The sequence below is a fragment of the Bartonella sp. CM31XJBT genome, assembly GCF_028618555.1.
In the GTDB taxonomy this organism is placed as follows: Bacteria; Pseudomonadota; Alphaproteobacteria; order Rhizobiales; family Rhizobiaceae; genus Bartonella.
Map to the genome: position 1 here is coordinate 22,413 of NZ_JAQITD010000015.1, position 23,756 is coordinate 46,168.

At 36.2% G+C, this 23,756-nt stretch carries 17 protein-coding genes; 1 reads left to right on the forward strand and 16 read right to left on the reverse strand.

Annotated features, from left to right (window positions below; all coding sequences use genetic code 11):
• The first annotated feature begins 369 nt into the window (after positions 1-369).
• Complete coding sequence (locus PVV63_RS07100; protein WP_273791264.1) at positions 370-2,997, forward strand: ribonuclease E/G; 2,628 nt, start codon at positions 370-372, stop codon at positions 2,995-2,997.
• Positions 2,998-3,071: 74 nt separating this feature from the next.
• Here PVV63_RS07100 and PVV63_RS07105 read toward each other — a convergent pair whose 3' ends face one another.
• The 16 genes from PVV63_RS07105 to nuoH all read right to left on the reverse strand — a co-directional run bounded on the left by PVV63_RS07105 (position 3,072) and on the right by nuoH (position 23,750).
• Positions 3,072-3,683 (reverse strand): invasion associated locus B family protein, encoded by a 612-nt coding sequence (locus PVV63_RS07105; protein ID WP_273791265.1) that lies wholly within the window; start codon positions 3,681-3,683, stop codon positions 3,072-3,074.
• 1,537 nt (positions 3,684-5,220) lie between these two features.
• On the reverse strand, positions 5,221-6,105 hold the full coding sequence (locus PVV63_RS07110; RefSeq protein ID WP_273791266.1) for a hypothetical protein: 885 nt from the start codon (positions 6,103-6,105) through the stop codon (positions 5,221-5,223).
• A 265-nt stretch (positions 6,106-6,370) separates the two neighbouring features.
• On the reverse strand, positions 6,371-9,871 hold the full coding sequence (gene mfd, locus PVV63_RS07115; RefSeq protein WP_273791267.1) for a transcription-repair coupling factor: 3,501 nt from the start codon (positions 9,869-9,871) through the stop codon (positions 6,371-6,373).
• A gap of 5 nt (positions 9,872-9,876) precedes the next feature.
• Positions 9,877-10,164, reverse strand: coding sequence for a succinate dehydrogenase assembly factor 2 (locus PVV63_RS07120; RefSeq protein ID WP_273791268.1), 288 nt, complete (start codon positions 10,162-10,164; stop codon positions 9,877-9,879).
• Between the two features lie 65 nt (positions 10,165-10,229).
• The gene (locus tag PVV63_RS07125; protein WP_273791269.1) at positions 10,230-10,910 is read right to left on the reverse strand and encodes an ABC transporter ATP-binding protein; all 681 of its coding nucleotides are present in this window, start codon (positions 10,908-10,910) and stop codon (positions 10,230-10,232) included.
• Complete coding sequence (locus PVV63_RS07130) at positions 10,910-12,178, reverse strand: lipoprotein-releasing ABC transporter permease subunit (RefSeq protein ID WP_273791270.1); 1,269 nt, start codon at positions 12,176-12,178, stop codon at positions 10,910-10,912. The genes PVV63_RS07125 and PVV63_RS07130 overlap by 1 nt, the downstream gene beginning before the upstream one ends.
• Positions 12,179-12,189: 11 nt before the next feature.
• The gene (gene proS / locus PVV63_RS07135; protein ID WP_273791271.1) at positions 12,190-13,515 is read right to left on the reverse strand and encodes a proline--tRNA ligase; all 1,326 of its coding nucleotides are present in this window, start codon (positions 13,513-13,515) and stop codon (positions 12,190-12,192) included.
• Between the two features lie 202 nt (positions 13,516-13,717).
• On the reverse strand, positions 13,718-15,394 hold the full coding sequence (locus tag PVV63_RS07140; RefSeq protein WP_273791272.1) for a ribonuclease J: 1,677 nt from the start codon (positions 15,392-15,394) through the stop codon (positions 13,718-13,720).
• Between the two features lie 45 nt (positions 15,395-15,439).
• A complete protein-coding gene (locus tag PVV63_RS07145) occupies positions 15,440-16,249 on the reverse strand; it encodes a biotin--[acetyl-CoA-carboxylase] ligase (RefSeq protein WP_273791273.1) in 810 nt (269 codons plus the stop codon).
• The gene (nuoN, locus tag PVV63_RS07150; protein WP_273791274.1) at positions 16,249-17,703 is read right to left on the reverse strand and encodes an NADH-quinone oxidoreductase subunit NuoN; all 1,455 of its coding nucleotides are present in this window, start codon (positions 17,701-17,703) and stop codon (positions 16,249-16,251) included. Before nuoN ends, PVV63_RS07145 begins: the two co-directional genes overlap by 1 nt.
• 17 nt (positions 17,704-17,720) lie before the next feature.
• Complete coding sequence (locus PVV63_RS07155; protein WP_273791287.1) at positions 17,721-19,190, reverse strand: NADH-quinone oxidoreductase subunit M; 1,470 nt, start codon at positions 19,188-19,190, stop codon at positions 17,721-17,723.
• Positions 19,190-21,154: an NADH-quinone oxidoreductase subunit L gene (nuoL, locus tag PVV63_RS07160; protein WP_273791288.1), complete on the reverse strand. Its 1,965-nt coding sequence runs from the start codon at positions 21,152-21,154 to the stop codon at positions 19,190-19,192. The genes PVV63_RS07155 and nuoL overlap by 1 nt, the downstream gene beginning before the upstream one ends.
• Before the next feature lie 6 nt (positions 21,155-21,160).
• Positions 21,161-21,469: an NADH-quinone oxidoreductase subunit NuoK gene (gene nuoK / locus PVV63_RS07165; RefSeq protein WP_273791275.1), complete on the reverse strand. Its 309-nt coding sequence runs from the start codon at positions 21,467-21,469 to the stop codon at positions 21,161-21,163.
• A 13-nt stretch (positions 21,470-21,482) separates the two neighbouring features.
• Positions 21,483-22,103, reverse strand: coding sequence for an NADH-quinone oxidoreductase subunit J (locus PVV63_RS07170; RefSeq protein WP_273791276.1), 621 nt, complete (start codon positions 22,101-22,103; stop codon positions 21,483-21,485).
• Between the two features lie 94 nt (positions 22,104-22,197).
• A complete protein-coding gene (nuoI, locus tag PVV63_RS07175) occupies positions 22,198-22,689 on the reverse strand; it encodes an NADH-quinone oxidoreductase subunit NuoI (RefSeq protein WP_273723184.1) in 492 nt (163 codons plus the stop codon).
• A gap of 14 nt (positions 22,690-22,703) precedes the next feature.
• Entirely contained in the window at positions 22,704-23,750 is a 1,047-nt protein-coding gene (gene nuoH, locus PVV63_RS07180; protein ID WP_273791289.1) for an NADH-quinone oxidoreductase subunit NuoH, read from the reverse strand.
• Positions 23,751-23,756: the final 6 nt, after the last annotated feature.

Genomic DNA, 23,756 nt, shown 5'->3' on the forward strand with positions numbered 1-23,756 from the left:
ATCTAAATTATCTGTAACTCATATTAAGTTGTCTTTAGAGGTTTTTTGCCTATTATGCGTTGAGACTTTTTTATGGATGAAAAATTTCTATGTTATAATATTAGGATTGCATTACTTAAGATTCGTTGGTTCGGATATCCGAACTGTTTTAAAGATTATTTTACCGGAGACTTTTAAGAAATATGAGTCATAAAAAACAGATGGAAATAATGATGAGAAATGGTGTAAATGCAGTCATGCCTCTGCACGTGGTGTTCCGTCCTGTTTTTCTGGTACCTCCCTTTTATGGCAGACAGCCTTTTATGTTTACGAATAGTTATAGCGTTCGTTTGAATAAAATTGTGCATGTCGCCTTCAGGATATTAACTTATGTCAAACAAAATGCTTATAGATGCCTCCCATCCGGAGGAAACTCGTGTTGTTGTTGTTCACGGCAACAAAATTGAAGAACTTGATTTTGAATCAGAACATAGAAAACAGCTCAAGGGGAATATTTATCTCGCACGGATTACGCGTGTAGAACCGTCTCTCCAAGCAGCTTTTGTTGAATATGGTGGAAACCGACATGGTTTTTTAACATTTTCTGAAATTCATCCTGATTATTATCAAATTCCTATTGCTGATCGACTTGCTCTTCTTGAAGAAGAGGAAAAAGCAGCTATAGGAGAAAATTCTGTAGATACCTTTACGGAAGAAGCAACTAAAAATAAAAAACGCTCCAGAAGAACAAAAAAAAATGGAAAAAACAATGTCATTGCAGCCGATATTGAAAGTGACATCACATCTGAAGCGACAATAATTGATAATACAGAAGAAGCATTAAATGCCGATATCTCTGATGATGAGATCGAAATGGTCGGTGCTGAGGACATCCGTGAAGAGCTCCCAATTTATCAAAGAAAACAAGGGCGCCAGTATAAAATTCAAGAAGTCATTAAACGACGTCAAATTTTGTTGGTACAAGTTATCAAAGAAGAGCGTGGTAATAAAGGTGCTGCCCTTACAACATATTTATCTCTAGCAGGTCGTTACTCTGTTCTAATGCCCAACACAGCACGTGGTGGTGGTATTTCACGAAAAATTACGAACGTACAAGACCGTAAGCGTCTTAAAGAAATCGTAAAAGAATTAGCTGTTCCAAAAGGTATGGGCGTTATCTTACGAACTGCTGGTGCCAATAGAACAAAAGCTGAAATTAAACGTGATTATGAATATCTTATGCGGTTATGGGATACTATTCGCACTTTGACACTCGAGTCAACGGCGCCATGCCTTGTCCATGAAGAAAGCAATCTCATCAAGCGTTCTATACGAGATCTTTACAATAAGAACATTAGTGAAATTCTTGTTTCTGGAGACCAAGGATATCGTGAAGCGAAAGACTTTATGCGTATGCTCATGCCAAGTCATGCAAAAGTTGTGCAACCTTACCGTGATCCTACACCCATTTTCGCAAGAAATAATATTGAAATTCAACTTGATAAAATGTTGCAACCACAAGTTTCTTTAAAATCTGGTGGTTATCTTGTTATTAATCAAACAGAAGCACTTGTTGCTATTGACGTAAATTCTGGCCGCTCCACGAAAGAATTCTCTGTCGAAAAGACAGCCTTACAAACTAACCTTGAAGCTGCTGAAGAAGTAGCGCGGCAATTACGCTTGCGTGACCTTGCTGGTTTAATTGTGATTGATTTTATTGATATGCTTGAAGAACGCAATGTGAAGCTGGTCGAAAAAAAATTAAAAGATTGTTTAAAAAACGATCGTGCTCGTATTCAAGTAGGTCATATTTCACACTTCGGCCTTTTAGAAATGAGTCGTCAACGTATTCGCATATCGGTTTTAGAAAGTACAACACAGCCCTGCCCGCATTGCGCAGGAACAGGAAATATACGTTCTGAATCATCCATTGCGTTACATGTCATGCGCTCAATTGAAGAATATCTTCTTCATAATTCGCAATATAATATTATCGTGCGCACACCCGTAGCAACAGCGCTTTATGTATTAAATCATAAACGCAACATTCTTGTTAATTTAGAAGCTCGTTTTAAGCTTAATATTAGTATTGAAGCAGATGATAGTATTGGAACGCAACATCTTGTTATTTCTAAAGGCTCAATAGCAGAGAGCATTTCTCGATCTTCATTGGAAGATGCCAATGAGCAAGAAATTGTAGATTCTGTTTTCATAAAGAGTGAATCTATTGAAAATCCTTCTCCCATTGAAACAAACCAAAAGCGTAGGCGCAAAAATCGTCACGGTGAAATTACTGATCATTCTCTCTCCAACGTTCATAAAAAAGAAGATACTTTGAATGATGATTCTTATCGTCGAGGACGTCGTCGAGGACGTCGTGGTGGTCGACGCAATCAAGATAATAGTTTTCATCAGATTCGCGTTCCTTACGCAGAACCAGTGGGAGATTTTGCTAAGAAAGCTTTGGCAGAAATTAAAGCAGCGCATCGCAAACGTCGTATTTCGCCTACTAAATCTTTTGAACTTGAAGAAACAACAAATAATACACAAGCTCTAGATATACAACAACAGGGTGAATCTGAAAAAATTGATACAAGTATTAAACCTAAAAAACGTAAAACACGTTCTTCAAAAGTAGTAGAAAATCAGCTTTCTTTAGAGAATGATCAAAATGTTGCAGAACAAAAATCTCTTGAAGAAAAACCTACAACCAGTTCGATGCGTAAAGCTAAAACAAAAAAAGCAGACAAATCTATTCATGAGGTAGAAGATAAAGCTCTTGAAAAGAGTAAAAAATCAACACGTGGAACACGTAAAAAATCATCTTCTAAAGAGACGCAAATACAAAAAATATTAGAGCAAGAAACTGTAATCGAGATGGAGGAAGTTGTAGAAACCTCTCCTTCCAAAATTGAAGAAACAATTAATCAATCCGTTGTTATTTCATCAACGCCTAATGATTCTTCCAAAACTGAACGTATTGGTTGGTGGAAACGCAGAATTCTTTCGAAAAATTAAGGATTAAAAAACCGCCACAGAAAACTGTGGCGGTTCAAATAAACAATTATAACCAATTCTATAGTGTGGGTTTATTACTTTTGTTTTGCTTTTTCTTGCTCAGCCCGCATACGCTCTTCAATTTCTTTTTGCTTTGATTGAATGGCTTGCTGCAGCTTTATTTGTTCTTGTTGGAAATCTTTTTCCTCCATACCAGGACCGGTATAGGCTGCTGTAAACCCATTAAGAGAAAATTCAATAGGATTAGCTGAACCACGAAAATTAACTGTGGTTACAACCATTTTTGTTCCACTTTTCATAGCTGCTATAAGCTTATCATCTAAGACATCATTAGCAATACAACTTGGTCCATTACAAATAATATAAGGAATTTTTTTAGAGAACTCGTCACCAATTTTAATGTGAACACCTTCTGGCAAAAAACGCCCAGTAGGTACTTGAATACCTATACGTTTTTCATTTTGCTTCCCTTTTATTTCAACAAGATTAAAAGCCGTTAAAGGTTGTCCCGTATTCGATAATACAGTATTCATTGTATTACAAATATCAACATCATGCTGCTTACTGCAAACTTTGTACCAACCTTGTGATAAAGTTTGCGCATTTGCAGAAATACCAGCTATAAGAAAAAGGGCAGCGGCTCCAACTAATACTGAAACAGCAGAATAAACATTTTTATGCGACATGATTAAGTTAATCCTTTCAACGCGCTCTTAAGTAACTTTAAAAAAAATATTAAATGTAATTCCAACTTAAATTTATTAAATTATAATGAAATAACAATTAATTTTACTATTTTTACTTCAATATAAAAAAAAAAGTCAAATTTAGAGAAAAAATACGATGAGCCATTCTATTTTTATACACCCATATAATTCCCCTCTTCATCACATTGGTATTTGATATAATCTATCTATAAAATACCTCTGTGCATTTAAACTAAGATTACACAAACGAATCAATATTGCAATATTAATTAAAATAAAGTCTAATACTACTCTAAAAAACTTACTAATTAAACTTTTTACATTTATTACTCTTCATGTTAAGCTTATAGAGCCTTAGCAACAGGTTGTTGCAATGCATGAAGCTCCAAAATATCAGATAAATTTTACTGTTTTCCTTATGTGCCTCGTGTGATACACAAAAACAAAATCATCTACGATATTATTGAAACATTGAATGAATTAAAACCACTGATTGTCTAAAATTTCTGCATAATTGTAAGAGAACTTTTTGCTAATGAACAATCTTCTGCCCTTGTTTACAAAACAATGGTGATACGCTTTTGTAATAAAAATTTTATATTCTATAGCGTTTAAATAAAAAGTTTAGTTTAAAAATACGTTACTAAAGAAGTGCTTTTTTCTTAATTAAACAACACATTTTCTTAGAGAGAAAATCTATAACTGCTGAAAATATTTTATTTATAATAAACTTTCTTAAAATATAATAACATATTAATTTATAATAATAATTTATCTTTTTTCTATTTCTATATTGTATGAAAGATCTTAATAGCGCAAACCTCTCTTATATTGAATCAATAAAATTTATCCACTTGTACATCACAAGCGGAGTTAGTTTTATAGATAAAACTACTGAACAAAGGCCCCCCTATGAATCATCTCACGTGCCTAAAGCCATAATAAATTTATGCTCATATATTATACATCTATTATTGCATATCTGTACAAATATCATCTCTCAGCTTTATAACGTGAATAAAAAATGTAGCTTTTATCAATTTATTTTAAGTTATTTCTCAAATAAAAGAAGCTTCTAAAATGATAAATTCTTTTCAGCTTTCACAACATCAAAGATATAAATCGTTAATGATTTAAGTTTTAAGAAAAAATGAATTCAAAATATCATTTTGTTTTCCTATATAACAAAACTTAGAGCTATAAAAAATCTCTCTTATCGTATTAATGAAACAAGATTTATGATATGAGATGTATCGTCATTAAAATAATTAATCAGATAAAAATAAAAAACTACAAGCACAAAAAATTATGCATAAAAAGAAAACATAAAAAAATATATGAGTTTATTATTTAATATATATATATATTAAGTCTTATATGATAAGAATAACAGATAATATATTATGTGTATAAGATTACTTTATTATAAATAATAAGTAATAACTCAAAAAATAAAATATATTATTACTAATATGTTTTAACTATTGTTTAGTATATCAGCTTAATTTCTCTGTATTTATATGAGTAAATTTTTAATTGAATAACTCTTCAACATGGGAACGCATACGATCATAATACTCTTTCTCTTTTCTGGCAGCATTATATTATATATTTCTCTCGTGCTTCTACATAATAAAGGAGCAGATTTTACATTCGAAGGATTGCGCATCACCATATCCTTTATACCACTAATTATCTCTTCTTCAAAATCTGAGACACTAATCACCATTCGTTCTTCAAAGTGCTTTATTAATTCAGGATCTATTGAATTGATTGCATCTTTTGCCCATCTAAAATCTTTTTTCCTCCAACCAAAATCTTTCCGTAATAAATCCCCTATATCACTGTCCAACAGACTCTCTTGAATTTTACAAGAAAGAACCATAAAGGGATAGAGTCGTATCGTTTCATCAATCGCTCTATCGTTAAGAGTTTCTACATTTGCTGTATCATCACTCATTCCTAATTCAGAAGCGCTTCGAGACCTTAGATATTCTGTTGCTTTACTTAATTTTCTTTCATACTCTCCTACTCTATACTCTCTTGCCCTATGCGCTCTATATGCTAAATTCTCCATTTCTTGCGCTAAATCACGTAGTTTTGAAGAAAGCTTATAACGCTCTTCATTAAGGTCTCCGTGTTCTTGTAGCAGCTTATCATGTTCTATATTATGAGAACGTATTTGCGAAAGTGTTAAATCAGCAAATGTCTTTTCAATGAATTTTATCCTCTTTTCAATAACTTGTAGTCTTTCTTTAATACGCTTATATTTCTCATCAAGCGTTAAACCAGAAAGAGATAATTCGGTTAAGCTAAACTCAGCATAAGCGTTTTTTACGCCATATATTAAAGTGAGTAATAAAAAAACTATCGTTAGCAACTTTTGTAATGAAGAAAGCATGTTATCTTTACCTAAATTTTTTCTTTCTAAAAAATTTACAGGAGCTTATTAGCTTATTATATTGAAAGTGCTATTTAATGCGGTCCAACCGTCTAATCTATTTTCTTCATTATATCAATACGTATATAATAAAAACCAAATAAATATATAAAGGGTTCTTTATTATAAACTTAAATTTTATTCTTATACAAAATCAATAACTGTTTGTTTTTATAGAATGATTTTATAAAAATGAGTAACAGTTCTGAAACAATAAAGAAATTTTTTAAACAGAATGTTGTTCTGCCATTTCGACAAGCTGTGTCATAATATTCGCTGCTCCAACAAGCCTTTCATCCGCTGTGGACCAATCACGAATAAGAGCAATACTTTGATCTGGTCGAATTTTTGCCATTGAACCTTGTTTTCCCACCCACTGAACAAGAGCAACACTATTTGCAAAATAGTTATTACGAAACTGTATGACAATCCCCTTTGGTCCAACATCTAATTTTTCTACATGTGCTTTTCGACACAATGTTTTAATATGAAAGACTTTAAGAAGATGTTGAACCTCAAGGGGCAAAGGACCAAAGCGATCAATTAACTCCGCTGCAAATTCATCAATTTGTTCTAAACCATCAAGTTCTGTTAAACGACGATAAAGTCCCATACGTAATGATAAGTCAGGCACGAAACTTTCTGGTATCATCACTGTTGTACCAAGAGAAATTTGAGGTGACCATTGCTTATCTTCATTTAGCTCTCCATCTTTTAATTCAGCAACAGCTTCTTCAAGCATTTTTTGATAGAGTTCAAATCCAACTTCTTTGATATGCCCCGATTGCTCTTCACCTAAAAAATTTCCTGAACCGCGGATATCCATGTCATGGCTTGCCAATTGAAAACCGGCCCCTAAGGTGTCAAGAGATTGTAACACTTTAAGACGACGATCAGCAGCAGTTGTTAAAACTTTACCAGCAGGAAATGTAAAGAGAGCATACGCACGTTGTTTTGAACGTCCTACCCTACCACGTAACTGATAAAGGGCAGAAAGACCAAACATCTCAGCACGATGCACAATTAGGGTATTGGCTGTTGGAATATCAAGACCTGATTCAATAATGGTTGTTGATAGCAGCACATCATATTGTCCATCATAAAATGCATTCATGATATCATCAAGTTGTCCAGCCGGCATTTGTCCATGAGCCACAACGAATTTCAGTTCTGGCACATATGTTTTGAGATATTCTTCTACAAAAGCCAGATCAGAAATACGAGGACAAACATAGAAACTTTGTCCACCACGATAATATTCTCGAAGCAGGGTCTCTCGTATAACAAGTGCATCAAAGGGTGAAATAAAAGTACGAACCGCCATTCTATCAATGGGAGGGGTTGTTATCAATGAAAGTTCACGTACACCCGATAAAGCTAACCCTAAAGTGCGTGGTATGGGAGTTGCTGAAAGTGTGAGAACATGAATATCACTTTTAAGCTCTTTTAAACGCTCTTTGTGTTTGACACCAAAATGCTGTTCCTCATCAATGATAAGAAGGCCTAACCGTAAAAAATTAACTGCACCACTTAATAATGCATGGGTTCCAATGACAATATCGATTGTACCATCTGAAACACCTTTTTTTACTCGTGCAAGTTCTTTCGCTTTTACAAGCCTCGAAGCATGTCCAATTTTAACCGGTAATCCTTGAAAACGCGAAATAAATGTTTTGTAATGTTGACGTGAAAGCAAAGTTGTCGGTACAACAACAGCAACCTGATATCCATTTAACGCTGCAACAAAAGCACTTCGAATGGCTACTTCAGTTTTTCCAAAACCAACATCACCGCATATCAAGCGATCCATCGGCTTGCCTGAGGCTAGATCGTCCAAAACAGCATCAATTGCATTCATTTGATCTTCCGTTTCTTCATAGGGAAAGCAAGCAACAAACTCATCAAATGGTCCAATTGGTGGAAGTAAAGCAGGCGCAGCACGAGTCATACGCTCTGCAGCTATACGGATTAATTGCCCTGCCATTTCCAATAAATGTTTTTTAAGCCGAGCTTTACGTGCTTGCCAAGCAACACCTCCTAATTTATCTAAAGTTACCTCTGTTCCTTCTGAGCCATAACGTGAGAGAAGCTCAATATTTTCAACAGGTAAAAAGAGTAAATCACCTCCAGCATATCTAATTTCAAGGCAGTCTCGTAAAATTCCAGTGGTTCTGATGGTTTTAAGACCAACAAATTGGCCAATACCGTGGTCGATATGCACAATAATATCACCAGAATTTAAAGCAGAAATTTCAGAAATAAAATTTGTATTATTCTTACGCCGCTTTGGCGATCTTATAAAACGATCGCCAAGGATATCTTGCTCTGCTATAATAGCCAAATCTTCAGCCACAAAACCATGTTCTATCATGATAACAGCTGCTAATATGCGATCTCGAGGTGTTGCTTTGACTGTTTGCAAAGATTTTGCAACATCTATTTTTTTCAATCCATGCTCATCGAGAACTTGTAACAAACGATTGAGAGATCCTTCACTCCAACACGCTAAAAGCACTTTTTTACCAGCAGCGCGTAAAGATGCGATATGATCAATAACACTTGAAAAAACATTTTTTTCCTGCGCATTACGCTCTTTTACAAAATCATATCCTTGTTTAACATTGGTGTGAATAACAGTTTGTTCCAAACTTTGTGGAACATTAAAAGGCGAAAAATCAATACGCTGCGAAGATTGTTGCGCACCTTCCAAAACACGCTCTGGCGTTAAATAAAAAAGACTAGGATCTATTGGATGATAAGAAGTAGAATTTTTTTCATCACTTTCGCGCTCTTTGCGCGCATTATAATAGTCTTCAATAAGACGATAGCGCTCAATGAAGACTTCTTCTATGAGATGCTCAAAAACTATCGGTAAGTTGCCACAATGGTCAAAAAAGCTATCTAGGTTTTCATAAAAAAATGGAAGCCAATGTTCCATACCGGCAAAACGTCGACCTTGAGAAATTGCTTCATAAAGCATGTTATTTTTTTGTGATACACCAAATGTACGGGTATAATTGCTTTTAAAACGACTGATGCGTTCTGGTGTAAGAACAACCTCACTCATTGCCTGTAATAAAAGTTCAGTTTTTTGGCCTGTTGTCCTTTGACTTTCTGGATCAAATACGCGGATACTTTCTAGGGTATCTCCAAAAAAATCAAGACGTAAAGGTTCAACATCCATCGGAGAAAAGATATCAAGTATTCCTCCTCTTACAGCAAACTCACCAACATCACGGACAACCGTAACGCGTTCAAAACCATTGGTTTCTAGAAATTGAATAAGATTTCCCATGTTATTGCGCTGGCCAACACGTGCGTGAATAAGCTGAGCTTCTATCATTTCACGAGGAGGTAGCTTTTGCATAATCGCATTTGCTGTTGTTAATATAATTGCAGGATGTGGATCTTTACGTAAATTTGCTATGTGTGCCAATGCTGATAGTCGACGTGCCATAACAGCAATTCCTGGTGACACACGATCATAAGGCAAACAATCCCATGCAGGAAATTGAAGTACGGGTAAATTGGGCTCAATAAAATTTAAAACTTGTTGTAAATGCACAATTTTTGTTCCGTCACGGACAACATAGAGGAGCGGTTTACCTTGTGCAATTTCTGAACTTAATTTAGCAAGCGCAAAGGCTTCAAATCCATCAGTAACGCCATCTAAAATCATACGAACAGAATTATTTTTGGGAATAACAATTTTTTTAAATATAGGCATCTGGATTAATAACTTAAGCAAGTACGATAATTGGCAATATCACGAAAAAGTGGACTATCAACCTCAGAGGGGGGCAAAATTTCTCCAGTAATCCATGTCAGTAAATCACGATCATCAAAAGACATAATATACTCAAGCTCAGAGAGCGTTCTATCATTCATCCCAGTAATATGAGCATCGACATAATGTCCAAAAATGAGATCCATTTCACGAATACCGCGATGCCATGCACGAAAAATCAATCGACGACGACGAGCATCTAATTGATTTTTGTCAACGACAAAAACTGTCATAAAAAATCTCCTTGAATAAAGTAATATAAACTATTCAATTAGTCGTATAAAATTTGTACCTTGCTTTAAGGAAGTTCTATAATCTTTTGTTCTTTAAGTGTAATTCGACGATGCATTTGCTTAGCCAAAGCGTAATTATGTGTTGCAATAAGAGCAGAAAGACCAGACTGACGAACAAGGATAGATAAAGCTTGAAAGACATAAGCTGAAGTTACTGGATCAAGATTTCCTGTAGGTTCATCAGCCAAAAGAACCGAAGGGCCATTTGCTACTGCACGTGCAATAGCAACACGTTGTTGTTCTCCTCCCGATAACTCTGAGGGACGATGGTTCGCACGATGAGAAACACGCAGATACGTCAATAATTTGCGCGCACGATCTTCTGCTATAGATTTTTTTAATCCTGCTATCATTTGCGGTATCATGACATTTTCTAACGCCGTAAACTCTGGAAGTAAATGATGAAATTGATAAACAAAACCAATATCATTCCGTCTTATAGCTGTTCGCTCACTATCAGAGCGCTTTGCACAAGAAACACCCCGTAACATCACATCACCAGCTGTTGGTTTTTCTAATAATCCAGCAATATGAAGAAGTGTTGATTTTCCAGCACCAGATGGTGCAACAAGTGCGACAAGCTCTCCACGATTAAGAATAAAATTCGCTTTATCTAAAACAATGAGCGGCTTATGGCTCTCGAAAAAGTGTCTTTCAATCTCTACAAGCTCTAAAATAGCTGTCATTATTCATACCTCAAAGCTTGTACGGGGTCTAGCTTAGCAGCACGCCATGCCGGAATGAGAGCAGCAAGAAACGACAAGAATAAAGCCATCATAGCAACCAAGATGGTCTGTTTCCACTCAATTTGTGCAGGCAATTTTGTTAAAAAATAAAGTTGAGGATTAAAAACGTCGACATTAAATAACCAAGATATAAAATCTTGGATATGATTAATATTCGCGGTCGCGATAACACCTAAAACTAAACCCAATATAGTTCCAATAAAACCAATCATCATTCCTGTAATGATAAATATACGCAAAATCGCACTCTGTTGAGCCCCCATCGTGCGTAAAATTGCAATATCATGACTTTTATCTTTTACAAGCATAATCAGCCCTGAAATAATATTTAAAGCAGCAACAAGAACGATCAGAGAAAGAATGAAAAACATAACATTTCGTTCAATCTGTAAGGCTGAAAAAAAAGCCTGATTGCGTGTACGCCAATCAATTAAATAGACCTGTTGTTCAACTGCTTTTTCCACAACAGGTTTTATTTGATCAACAGCATCAGGATCATTTAGAAATAATTCCAAAGACTGAACCTTATCTCCCAAATTAAAAAACATTTGTGCTTCATGGAGAGGCATAAAGATAAATATTGAATCATATTCAGACATACCAACTTCAAAAATAGCAACGACTTTATAAGCTTTCACACGTGGGGTAACGCCAAAAGGAGTCTCATCACCATCTGGAGTAATAATACGAATATCTCTTCCAACTGTCAGTCCTAATTTTTCTGCTAAGCCACTTCCAATTGCAACACCTTCTTCTTGATCAAACCGAGAAATCGATCCTAATTTAATGTTTTGAGAGACTGTTTTAAGCTTTTCTAGATCTTGTTTGCGCATACCACGAACTAACGCGCCAGAGCCACCTTGAACTTCACCTTGAACAAGCGCTTGACCTTCAATAACAGGTAAAGCAAACTTCACACCATTTGTAGTTTCTAAAGAAGAAATAAGAGTCTTATAATCAGAAAAACCAGAATCAACTGTTTGAATAATAAGATGCCCATTCATACCAAGAATACGATTGAGAAGTTCTGTACGAAAGCCATTCATCACCGCCATAACAACAACCAGAGCAAATACGCCCAACATAATCCCAATAAGAGAAATAATTGAAATAACAGATGCAACGACATGTTTTTTATTGGGAATCATATAACGAAAAGCGATCATCCACTCATAAGATGAAAAGCATTTGTTTTTCAGCCTCTTCATAACATTTCCTATTAAATTATAGAAAGTTGGCTGAGCACATCTTCAACCTTTAGAGATTTTTTTATTCCTGTTTTTCGATCTTTAATTTCAACTTCATTTTGTGCAATGCTGTTAGGGCCAACAATGATTTGCGTTGGCAAACCAATCAAATCCATTGTTGCAAATTTTGATCCAGGACGTTCATTTCTATCATCTAATAACGGATCAAAACCAACCTCCTTTAATCCCTGATAGAGAAACTCACATGCCTGTGTGCATTTTTCATCATCGGGTTTCATATTGATAATCCCAAAATCAAACGGTGCCATCGACTTTGGCCAAATAATACCATTTTCATCATGAGAAGCTTCAATAGCGGCCGCAACAAGACGCGAAGGCCCAATACCATAAGATCCCATAGAGACCACATGCTCTTTTCCATCTTGTCCCATAACTTTTGCTCCCATTGGAGCAGAATATTTAGTACCAAAGTGGAAAATATGACCTACTTCAATACCACGCGCTGAAAGACGATTATGATCAGAAACTTTAGCCCACTCCTCTTCATTATGCATTTCTTCCGTTGCTGCATAACAAGATGTCCATTGCTTAACAATATCATCTAAAACAGCTTTATCACTAAAATCGATTGAACTATCTGGAACGGTAAGTTCAAGAAATTGTTTATCACAGAAGATAGCACTCTCTCCTGTTTCAGCCAAAATGATAAATTCATGACTGAGTTCCCCCCCTATTGGACCTGTATCTGCACGCATAGGAATTGCTTTTAATCCCAGGCGAGAAAAAGTGCGTAAATAAGCAACAAACATACGATTATAAGATGTTTTAGAGCCTTCATAATCAAGATCAAAAGAATAAGCATCTTTCATTAAAAATTCTCGTGCTCGCATCACACCAAAACGTGGACGAATTTCATCACGAAATTTCCATTGAATATGATATAAATTCAGCGGAAGATCTTTATAAGAACGAACATAAGAGCGAAAAATATCTGTTACCATCTCTTCATTGGTTGGACCATAAAGTAAATCACGCTTTTGACGATCTTTAATGCGGAGCATTTCCAAACCATAATCATCATAACGACCGCTTTCACGCCAAAGATCAGCAGACTGAATTGTAGGCATCAATATTTCTATTGCACCCGCACGTTCTTGCTCTTCACGAATAATTTTACAAACTTTATCAAGCACTTTTTTTCCCAAAGGAAGCCAAGAATAAATCCCTGATGTTTGTTGTCGAATCATTCCAGCGCGCAACATGAAGCGATGAGAAACAATTTCTGCTTCTTTAGGATTCTCTTTTAAAAGTGGAAGGAAATATTGAGAAAGACGCATTGAAATAATTAACTCCTAATCAGATCTATCATATCGGAACAATTTATCACACCCTCTATTCATCTATAGCCGCATTCTGAATACTTGCAAATATAACGATCTTATCATTTAAAAATTTATTGTGCTTTATTCTCTATTTTTCTTATTTAGCAATAAAATAAAAATGCTCTTCTCTTTTTAAATAACGTAATATGAAAGTTCTTTATTTTGACCGATGTAAAAAAACTGTACAGATAGGTTTTTTTTGCCAAATTTCATGAACAGCCGCTCTCACTGCACGTCGTGTTGCCTCTCGAATAAGTTCATTATTTTTCTGTTTCATGCGTGGGATATTATAAACTGTATTTTCTACGATATCTAAAAGAATATCTTTTAAACTTTTCCCCTTTCCATTACTTTCAGGTAACCCTAATATTGTTAGACCTATATCCCCTAATAATTCATGCTTACTATTTATATGGAGAGAAATAGTAACATGACCAGCATAACTTAGTTTGCGGCGCTCACGAATCCCTAATTCATCTTCATCTCCAATTAAGCAACCATCCTTATAGATGCGGCCAACAGGAACTTGATCAATAACTTCTACAGGCTTTGGTGCAAGGCGTAAAATATGTCCATTTCTGATATCCGTAACAGTTTTAATACCTGCTTGACGTGCTAAAGTTGCCTGAGCCTTAAGATGCATTGCTTCCCCATGTACAGGGACAAGTATTTGTGGCTTTATCCAATCATACATCTGTAAAAGTTCTGAACGACGTGGATGACCTGAAACATGAACAAGCGCATCTTCATTCGTAATAATTTCAATACCCAAATCAATGAAACGATTTTGTACCTCAATAATCGCTTTTTCGTTTCCTGGAATACTTCGTGATGAATAAATAACGGTATCACCAGCGGAAAGTGCAATATTTTTCATTCCATCACGTGACAGTTTAGCCAAAGCTGCACATGGCTCACCTTGGCTCCCAGTGACAATTAAAACAAGATCTTTTCGCGAGATATAGCCATAATCATCTTCCGTTACAAATGGCGCTAAACCATTCATATAACCAAGCTCTTGTGCAACCATAATACTTCGCTTAAGGGAACGCCCAATGACAAGCACCTTACGTCCAGCAGCTTCAGCTGCAAGAGCAATAGAACGTATCCGACCAATATTAGAAGAAAAAGTTGCTATCGCAACGCGCCCTTCAGCTTTGGAAATAATCTCAGAAAGACTGGCTTGAACTTGCTGCTCTGATGGAGATATACCATCCCGACATGCATTTGTGGAATCACAAAGTAATGCTAAAACACCTTTTTTGCCTAAAGCACGAAATCTTTTTTCATCGGTTACAGCCCCGAGTGAAGGGGTATGATCAATTTTCCAATCACCAGTATGAATCACAGTCCCCAAAGAGGTTGTAATTGCTAAAGATACAGATTCTGGTATTGAATGGTTAACGGCTATAGCCTCTACAGCAAAGGAACCTACCTGAAAACAATCACCAGCTTGAAAAATATTGAGTAAAATTTTTTGAGATTCAAAATCTAATTGTTTTTTAGTTTCCAATAACCCTGCCGTAAAAGGCGTACAGTAAATTGGCACTTGTAACTTTGGACATAAATCAAGAACGGCCCCATAATGATCTTCATGTGCATGTGTTAAAACAAGACCCCGTATATTATGTTTTTCACTTTCTAGGAAACGAATATCAGGCAAAACAAGATCGACACCTGGTAATTCAGAACCAGCAAAACTAACCCCCATATCAACCAGCAGCCATTCACGAAGACTTTGGGGACCAAATCCGTAAGCAGCTAAATTCATCCCTATCTCACCTACACCTCCCAGAGGTAAAAAAACAAATTCATTCTTATTGGCTGCAACCATAAACATCTCCCAAATCATTAAGGTATCTGATGGTAAAATAATTTTTCAATAACGACCTGCATTAATAGAATCAGCGGAACCAAAATGAACATCTCCAGCTGTTATAATGGCTGTCTGACCGTCTTTTTGCTTTATGATGCAGTTAAAATCACTATCAAGACCATCAAAAATACCCTCAATGACTTTTTCATCATTCACCACTTTGACATGTTTTCCAAGGTGAGCGGAATATAAAAGCCATTTTTTTCGGATTATTTCACATCCTTTTGGTTGTTTCCAAAGAAGGTAATTTTTAGAAAAACACTCCGTCAAAACCGTAAATAATTGTTCTGCATCAATATGCAAACCGATATTCTTTAAGCTTGAAGTGGAATAGGTTGCATCTTCATAATTATATTTCACATTTATTCCAATACCAATAACCAAGGCATATTGTTGTGATGACAATTTTAAAATCTCAAGCAAAACTCCAGAGCTTTTTTCTCCTCTGAGCAAAATATCGTTTGGCCATTTTAAGCTCACAATATTGTTTGTCTGCTTTTCCTCTTTTATCAATTGTTTTATTGCATCTGCCACACTTACTCCAGCAACAAAGCCAAGTTGAGCCGCAGTTTGATGAACAATATCATCAATTAATAAAAGACTAGAATAAAGGTTCCCTTTTGGACTAGACCAAGTCCTCCCTCTTCTTGCTCTTCCCTGTGATTGTTCTTGTGCAACAATCCAAAGATTACCTTGATGACCAGTTTTCGCTTTTCGTTGCGCAATGAGATTTGTTGAATCAACACTATCGTACGCTTCAACAGTGTATCCCTGTTTTTGTGCAAAATCTGATAAAGTATAAACCATATTCATTAAAACAATGCTGTTGCTGCTTTTTCTGCTAGCTCAGCGAACCAAACTCCAAAAAGCGCGTAAAATAAAATAAAGAATACAGAAAGACCAAGACAAAACTGAAGCTCATTCGATAAAGCAACAAAATGCGCTTTTGCATCATCAAACCACATAATTTTAATGACTCTCAAATAGTAAAAAGCCCCAACGACAGACGCTATCATCCCCACGACAGCAAGTGGAGTAAGTCCAGCGTGGACAGCCGCAGAAAATGTATACCACTTTCCAAAAAAACCAGCCATAGGAGGTATGCTTGCTAAAGAAAAAAGCTGTATTGTCATCACAATAGCCATAAAAGGATTCGTCTTTGCTAACCCTGAAAGATCATAAATATTTTCAACATTGCCATTCTGAGAGCGCATTCCAAGAATAAAGGCAAATGAACCAATCGTCATTCCAAGATAAATCGTCATATAAAGAATAACACTTTTTACTCCTAGCATATCTCCAGCAGATAAACCAACAAGTGCATAGCCCATATGACTGATCGACGAATAAGCCATTAAGCGCTTAATATTATTTTGACCAATTGCAGCAAAAGCACCCAGTATCATTGATGCAATCGCCATGAACACCAAAATTTGTTGCCATGCAGGCATCACGTTATCAACACGCCCTAGGGGAATAAAGGTCGTCACAATAATACGGATGATTAAAGCCATTGCAGCAACTTTAGGGGCACCAGCAAAAAATGCTGTAATCGGTGTGGGCGCTCCTTCATAAACATCAGGTGTCCACATATGAAATGGAACAGCAGAAATTTTGAAAGCCAAACCAGCTAAAATAAAGACAATTCCAAAAATGACCCCCAATTGTACATTCTTACCTTTTAAAGCAAGAGCAATTTCGTGAAAACCAATTTGACCGGTAAAACCATAAAGTAAAGAAATACCATAAAGAAGCAACCCTGAAGATAATGCTCCTAAAACAAAGTATTTTATACCGGCTTCAGAAGATTTCACATTATTACGATTAATCGCTGCTAAAACATATAAAGCTAAAGATTGCAATTCTAACCCCATATAAAGCGACAGCATATTACCCGCTGAAATCATAAACATCATTCCAAGGGTTGCTAAAAGAACAAGCACTGGAAACTCAAATATATTAAACTTTTGTGCATTGGCAAAACCAACAGACATGATAAGAGAAAAGAGTGCACCAATAAGCATTAAAATTTTCATATAACGACTAAAGGAATCGATAACGAGCGCATTGGTTTGAAATGAACCATTTTTCGGAAAAACTATAAGAATAATAATGGTTGCCACAAGAAGTGCCATGGCTAAACCTGTCACTGTTAAAGAAGCACGTGTATTGGAATAAACACCAATCATAAGTAGCACGACAGCTCCTAATGCAATTAAAAGCTCTGGAAGAATTAAGACTAATTGCGCTATTATTTCAGTTTGCATGTGCATTCTTCCCTTATCTAGTGCAGTTTATTGATGAGGGTTTCTACGGAAAACGCCGTTGCCTTAAGAATAGGCGTTGGATAGATACCAAAGAATATTGTAAGAATAACCATTGGATAAAGGAGGAATTTTTCTCTTAAAGAAAGATCTATTAATACTTTTAAATTCTCTTTATCCAAGGAACCAAAAACCACACGCCGATAAAGATAAAGGGCATAGGCTGCCGATAAGATAACACCTGTTGTTGCTAAAACAACAACTAATTTATTTACTTGAAAAACACCTATTAAGGTTAAAAATTCACCCAAAAATCCTGAACTTCCAGGCAAACCAACATTTGCCATAGTGAAAATTAAGAAAACAACAGCATATTTAGGCATATTATTCACTAAACCACCAAACGCTGAAATTTCACGTGTATGCAAGCGATCATAGATAACCCCAACACAAAGAAACAATGCTGCTGAAACAATTCCATGGGATAGCATCTGATAAATAGCCCCTTGTATCCCCTGTTCATTTGCAGCAAAAATACCCATTGTCACATACCCCATATGCGCTATTGAAGAATAAGCAATAAGTTTTTTGATGTCACTTTGAACAAGTGCAACCAGTGATGTATAAATAATAGCGATAAGCGATAATGTGAAAACAAAAGGCGCAAAATCTGCTGAAGCGATAGGAAACATAGGCAAAGAAAAACGAAGAAAACCATACCCACCTAATTTGAGTAAGACACCAGCTAAAATAACGGAACCCGCTGTCGGTGCTTCTACGTGAGCATCAGGGAGCCATGTATGAACTGGCCACATTGGCATTTTAACTGCGAAAGAAGCAAAAAATGCAAGCCATAGCCATATTTGCATATGAGCAGGAAACTGATAATTGAGTAAAGTTGGTATATCAAGTGTCCCAGCCTCCCAATACATAACCATAAGAGCAACCAGCATAAGCACTGAACCAAGTAAAGTATATAAGAAAAACTTTATACTTGCATAAACACGACGTGCTCCTCCCCATACACCTATAATGATAAACATTGGAATAAGGCTGCCTTCAAAAAAAACATAGAATAGCATTGCATCAAGAGCACAAAAAACGCCAATAATCGCAACTTCTAGAAGAAGAAACGCAATCATATAAGCCTTTAATCTCTCTTTAACATTCTCCCAACTTGCTAAAATACAGAAAGGCAAAAGAAAAGCCGAGAGAACAACAAAAAGAATAGAAATACCATCAACCCCCATATGATAGCTAATACCCCCCCCTAACCAACTGGATTTTTCAACCATTTGAAAATTTTGGTTGCTAGAATCAAATCCTATCCAAATAATTAAAGAAATAATAAAAACAAATAGAGTCGTAAAAAATGCGACATTACGTATATTATGGCGTGCTACTTCACTATCATCTTTGATAAACAAAATCAGAAGCACACCAACAAGCGGCAAAAATGTAACCGTAGAAAGAATAGGCCAATCGGTCATTAGTTTACGCCCCCGATCATCATCCATGTAATGAGCAATGCAACGCCGATAAGCATTGCAAATGCATAGTGGTAAAGATAGCCTGTTTGCATTCGAACAACTCTATTTGTAATATCAACAACACGCGCTGCAATACCATTAGGACCTAGACCATCAATAATCTTACCGTCTCCCACTTTCCAAAGAAAAGAACCAATTCTAAAGGTAGGACGAACAAACAAAAAGTTATATAATTGATCGAAATACCATTTTTGGTAAAGAAAGTTATATGTTCTTGGCATAATACGAACCATTTTCTTAGGAAGAGATGGAATAGAAACATAAAATAAATAAGCTAAGATAAACCCAAGAAGCATCGCTATAAATGGCGACCATTTTACCCAATTAAAGACATGGTGGGCATCATGAAGAATGTGATTATGGCTGCTTGTAAATAATGCTCCCTTCCAAAAAGCATTATACAACTCACCAAAAAAGTAAGGTTGGAAAACGACACCAGAAAATATTGCTCCAATAGATAAAAGAAAGAGTGGAATCAACATAACTGGAGGCGATTCATGAACATGATGCATCACATCAACTGTTGCCCGTGGTTTACCATGGAATGTCATAAAGATAAGCCGCCATGAATAGAAACTTGTTAAAAAGGCAGCAAAAACAAGAAGATAAAAAGCATATCCTGAAGCAATATTATGAGATGCAAAAGCAGACTCTATAATCGCATCTTTTGAGAAAAAACCTGCAGTCCCGAAAAGTGTTCCTGGAATTCCAACACCGGTCAAGGCAATGGTCCCGACCATCATCATCCAATAGGTGACCTTTATATGTTTGCGTAACCCACCCATTTTTCGCATATCTTGTTCATCAGATACAGCATGAATCACAGAACCTGCACCAAGAAACAATAAGGCTTTAAAAAAAGCATGCGTAAAAAGATGAAAGACAGCAGCGCCATAAGCTCCAACACCTAATGCCACAAACATATAACCAAGTTGAGAGCATGTAGAATAAGCAATAACACGCTTAATATCATTCTGCACCAACCCCACAGTTGCTGCAAAAAACGCTGTTGTTGCACCAACAATAATAATCACAGTCAAAGCAGTCGAAGAAAGTTCAAAAATTGGCGACATACGCGCAACCATAAAAACACCAGCCGTTACCATTGTAGCAGCATGAATAAGCGCTGATACAGGGGTTGGTCCTTCCATTGCATCAGGCAGCCAAGTATGTAAAAGAAATTGTGCGGATTTTCCCATCGCACCAATAAATAATAAAAGACATGTAATGGTAATTGCCGTCTGCCCATCAAATTGCCAATCTAAAAATGTCACATTTTGTATAAAGCTCCTGTCGGCAGCTTTTGCAAAAATAGAGGCAAAATCAACCGATTGGAACAAAACAAAAATACTAAAGATTCCTAAGAGAAAACCAAAGTCTCCAACACGGTTAACTACAAAAGCTTTCATTGCGGCCTTATTAGCAGAATCGCGCTGAAACCAAAAACCGATGAGTAAATAAGAAGCAAGTCCGACACCTTCCCATCCAAAAAACATCTGAATCAAATTATTGGATGTGACCAACATAAGCATCATAAATGTAAATAAAGAAAGATAAGAAAAAAAACGAGACCTTGAAGGATCATGATGCATATAACCAATTGAATAAATATGCACCAATGCCGAAACACTGTTTACAACAATAAGCATGACAGCTGTTAATGCATCAACATGTAAAGCCCAATTAAAGCTTAAGTCACCAACAGTCATCCAATGTAATACCGATACATCAATCGCTGGAATATGACCAAGTGCAGTACTGAAAAATGCTATCCACGATAATATGGCAACAACAACCATAAAGCTACATGTTATCAATTCACTCGCACGATCTCCTATCGTTTTTCCACCTAGTGCAGCAATTAAAAAACCCAAAAGCGGAAGAAAGACAATCGTATAATACATCACTGGTTAGCCTTTCATTACATTAACATCTTCAACCGCAATGGAACCACGATTACGGAAAAAAACGACCAGAATTGCTAAACCAATGGCAGCTTCAGCAGCTGCTACGGTTAAGACAAATAAAGCAAATACCTGACCAACGAGATCATGAAGAAATGCTGAAAATGCAACAAAATTGAGATTAACTGAAAGCAATATAAGCTCAATGGACATCAAGATAATAATCACGTTTTTTCTGTTGAGAAAAATTCCAGCAATACCAATTGTAAACATCAAAGCAGAAACAGTGAGATAATGTGTAATATCAATATACATCTACATAGCCCCCTTATATACCTTTGCCTGATTCAACTTGTTTGATTTCAATAGCACTTTCTACCGTTCTAGAAACTTGCTCCGCAATAGATTGCCGCTTTACTCCTAATTTATGACGAAGTGTTAGAACAATAGCTCCAATCATTGCAACCAATAAAATCATTCCAGCAATTTGAAAATAGAAAACATAATCCGTATAGAGAATATCACCTAATGCTTGTGTATTTGTTCGCTGGGCTAAATCTGGCATTGGTTGCGTAACATGCGTTCTCAAGATTGGAGAAAAATAGCTACTCATAAAAACAACAATCAATTCTACAGCGATAATAACACCAATAAGAGCTCCAATAGGAGCATACCGAAGAGTTCCACTCTTTAACTCAGCAAAATCAACGTCAAGCATCATAACGACAAATAAAAATAAAACAGCGACAGCTCCAACATACACAACAAGCAGAATAAGCCCTAAAAACTCTGCCCCTGCAAGTAAAAACAAAGCTGCTGCATTAAAAAATGCGAGGATTAAAAACAAAACAGAATGCACTGGATTGCGTGCTGTAATAACAATAACTGCACTTGTTAGCATAATAAAAGCAAACAAATAGAAAAATGCCGCCGCTAGATCTGTTAGCATAGGCTTCTCCTTAATTATTCAAACAATTGGTATAAACTTCATACCAGATTACAATTTATCGGAAAAATATCCGACACCTCATTTAACGATACACTTAACGATAAGGCGCATCCATCAATATATTTCGAGCAATTTCTCGCTCCCAGCGATCTCCATTCAATAAAAGCTTTTCTTTATCATAATAAAGTTCTTCACGTGTTTCCGTCGCAAACTCAAAATTTGGACCTTCGACAATAGCCTCAACCGGACAAGCTTCTTGACAAAAACCACAGTAAATACATTTAACCATATCGATATCATAACGGACAGTTCTACGTGTACCATCATTGCGCCGTGGCCCAGCTTCAATTGTAATCGCTTGAGCAGGACAAATCGCTTCACATAATTTACAAGCAATACACCGTTCTTCACCATTTGGATAGCGACGCAATGCATGCTCACCGCGAAAACGCTGAGATACAAAACCTTTTTCATAAGGATAATTAATCGTGGGCTTTGGTGAAAAAAATTGGCGCATAGCTAAGAAAAAAGCACTCACAAATTCCAATAGAAGAAGTGACTTTGCCGCCTGAATGAAACCTGACATCGTAAAATCTCCTCTTAAACGAAATCCGTAAACTTTAAAAAAGCAGCAGTTATCACAACCATTGCTAGTGAGAGAGGAAGAAAAACCTTCCAACCAAGCCGCATGAGCTGATCATAGCGATAACGTGGAACAAATGCTTTAACCATAGCAAACCAAAAAAATACAAAACAGACTTTTAAAACAAACCAAATGATACCAGGAACCCAATTAAGCCACCAAACATCTAAAGGAGGCAGCCAACCGCCTAAAAATAGAATGGTTGTTAATGCGCACATTAAAACAATCGCAACATATTCACCTAAAAAGAAGAGCATGTAAGGCGTTGAAGAATATTCTACCATATGACCAGCAACAAGTTCAGATTCTGCTTCCACCAAATCGAATGGAGGACGGTTTGTCTCTGCAAGCGCAGAAATAAAAAATATAATAAACATTGGAAAAAGGACCAACCAATTCCAATCGAGAAAACTGTTAAAAGGAAGACCAAGAGTTGTACCAAAACCATGACTTTGTTTAAGAACAATTGTTGTAAGATCCAACGAACCACTCACTAAAATAACGGTCACAAGCACAAAACCAATGGAAACTTCATAAGAAACCATTTGTGCCGCCGAACGAAGAGCTCCTAAGAAAGGATATTTTGAATTTGATGCCCATCCCCCCATAATAACACCATAAACTTCAAGAGATGAAATAGCTAAAATATAAAGCAAGCCAACATTAATCTTCGCAACCTCCCAACCCTCATTGACAGGAATAACAGCCCAAGTTGATAAAGCAAGTGTCGCTGAAACAAAAGGAGCCAAAAGAAAAACCCCCTTATTTGCACCTGCTGGGATAATAGGTTCTTTCACAACAAATTTAATTAAATCTGCAAAAGACTGTAACAATCCCCATGGACCAACAACGTTTGGTCCACGACGCAATTGTACCGCAGCCCAAATTTTTCTATCTGCGTAAAGAAGGTAAGCAACTAAGAGCAAAAGAACGACCAAAAGAAGAAGTGTTTTTCCGATTATAATGAGTAATGGCAACAGCCAAGTCATAAAGAAATCATACATCATTAT

Excerpts from the sequence above, each read along its gene's own strand:
- PVV63_RS07170 (WP_273791276.1), bottom strand. The coding sequence starts at position 22,103 with ATGCTAACAGATCTAGCGGCGGCATTTTTCTATTTGTTTGCTTTTATT.
- proS (WP_273791271.1), bottom strand. The coding sequence starts at position 13,515 with ATGCGTCTTTCTCAATATTTCCTTCCACTTTTAAAAGAGAATCCTAAA.
- PVV63_RS07105 (WP_273791265.1), bottom strand. The coding sequence starts at position 3,683 with ATGTCGCATAAAAATGTTTATTCTGCTGTTTCAGTATTAGTTGGAGCC.
- PVV63_RS07100 (WP_273791264.1), top strand. The coding sequence starts at position 370 with ATGTCAAACAAAATGCTTATAGATGCCTCCCATCCGGAGGAAACTCGT.
- nuoL (WP_273791288.1), bottom strand. The coding sequence starts at position 21,154 with ATGTATTATACGATTGTCTTTCTTCCGCTTTTGGGTTTTTTAATTGCT.
- PVV63_RS07140 (WP_273791272.1), bottom strand. The coding sequence starts at position 15,394 with ATGGTTGCAGCCAATAAGAATGAATTTGTTTTTTTACCTCTGGGAGGT.
- nuoI (WP_273723184.1), bottom strand. The coding sequence starts at position 22,689 with ATGTCAGGTTTCATTCAGGCGGCAAAGTCACTTCTTCTATTGGAATTT.
- PVV63_RS07125 (WP_273791269.1), bottom strand. The coding sequence starts at position 10,910 with ATGACAGCTATTTTAGAGCTTGTAGAGATTGAAAGACACTTTTTCGAG.
- nuoK (WP_273791275.1), bottom strand. The coding sequence starts at position 21,469 with ATGTATATTGATATTACACATTATCTCACTGTTTCTGCTTTGATGTTT.
- nuoH (WP_273791289.1), bottom strand. The coding sequence starts at position 23,750 with ATGTATGATTTCTTTATGACTTGGCTGTTGCCATTACTCATTATAATC.
- PVV63_RS07120 (WP_273791268.1), bottom strand. The coding sequence starts at position 10,164 with ATGACAGTTTTTGTCGTTGACAAAAATCAATTAGATGCTCGTCGTCGT.
- PVV63_RS07155 (WP_273791287.1), bottom strand. The coding sequence starts at position 19,190 with ATGACCGATTGGCCTATTCTTTCTACGGTTACATTTTTGCCGCTTGTT.
- mfd (WP_273791267.1), bottom strand. The coding sequence starts at position 9,871 with ATGCCTATATTTAAAAAAATTGTTATTCCCAAAAATAATTCTGTTCGT.
- PVV63_RS07145 (WP_273791273.1), bottom strand. The coding sequence starts at position 16,249 with ATGAATATGGTTTATACTTTATCAGATTTTGCACAAAAACAGGGATAC.
- PVV63_RS07130 (WP_273791270.1), bottom strand. The coding sequence starts at position 12,178 with ATGAAGAGGCTGAAAAACAAATGCTTTTCATCTTATGAGTGGATGATC.
- PVV63_RS07110 (WP_273791266.1), bottom strand. The coding sequence starts at position 6,105 with ATGCTTTCTTCATTACAAAAGTTGCTAACGATAGTTTTTTTATTACTC.
- nuoN (WP_273791274.1), bottom strand. The coding sequence starts at position 17,703 with ATGCAAACTGAAATAATAGCGCAATTAGTCTTAATTCTTCCAGAGCTT.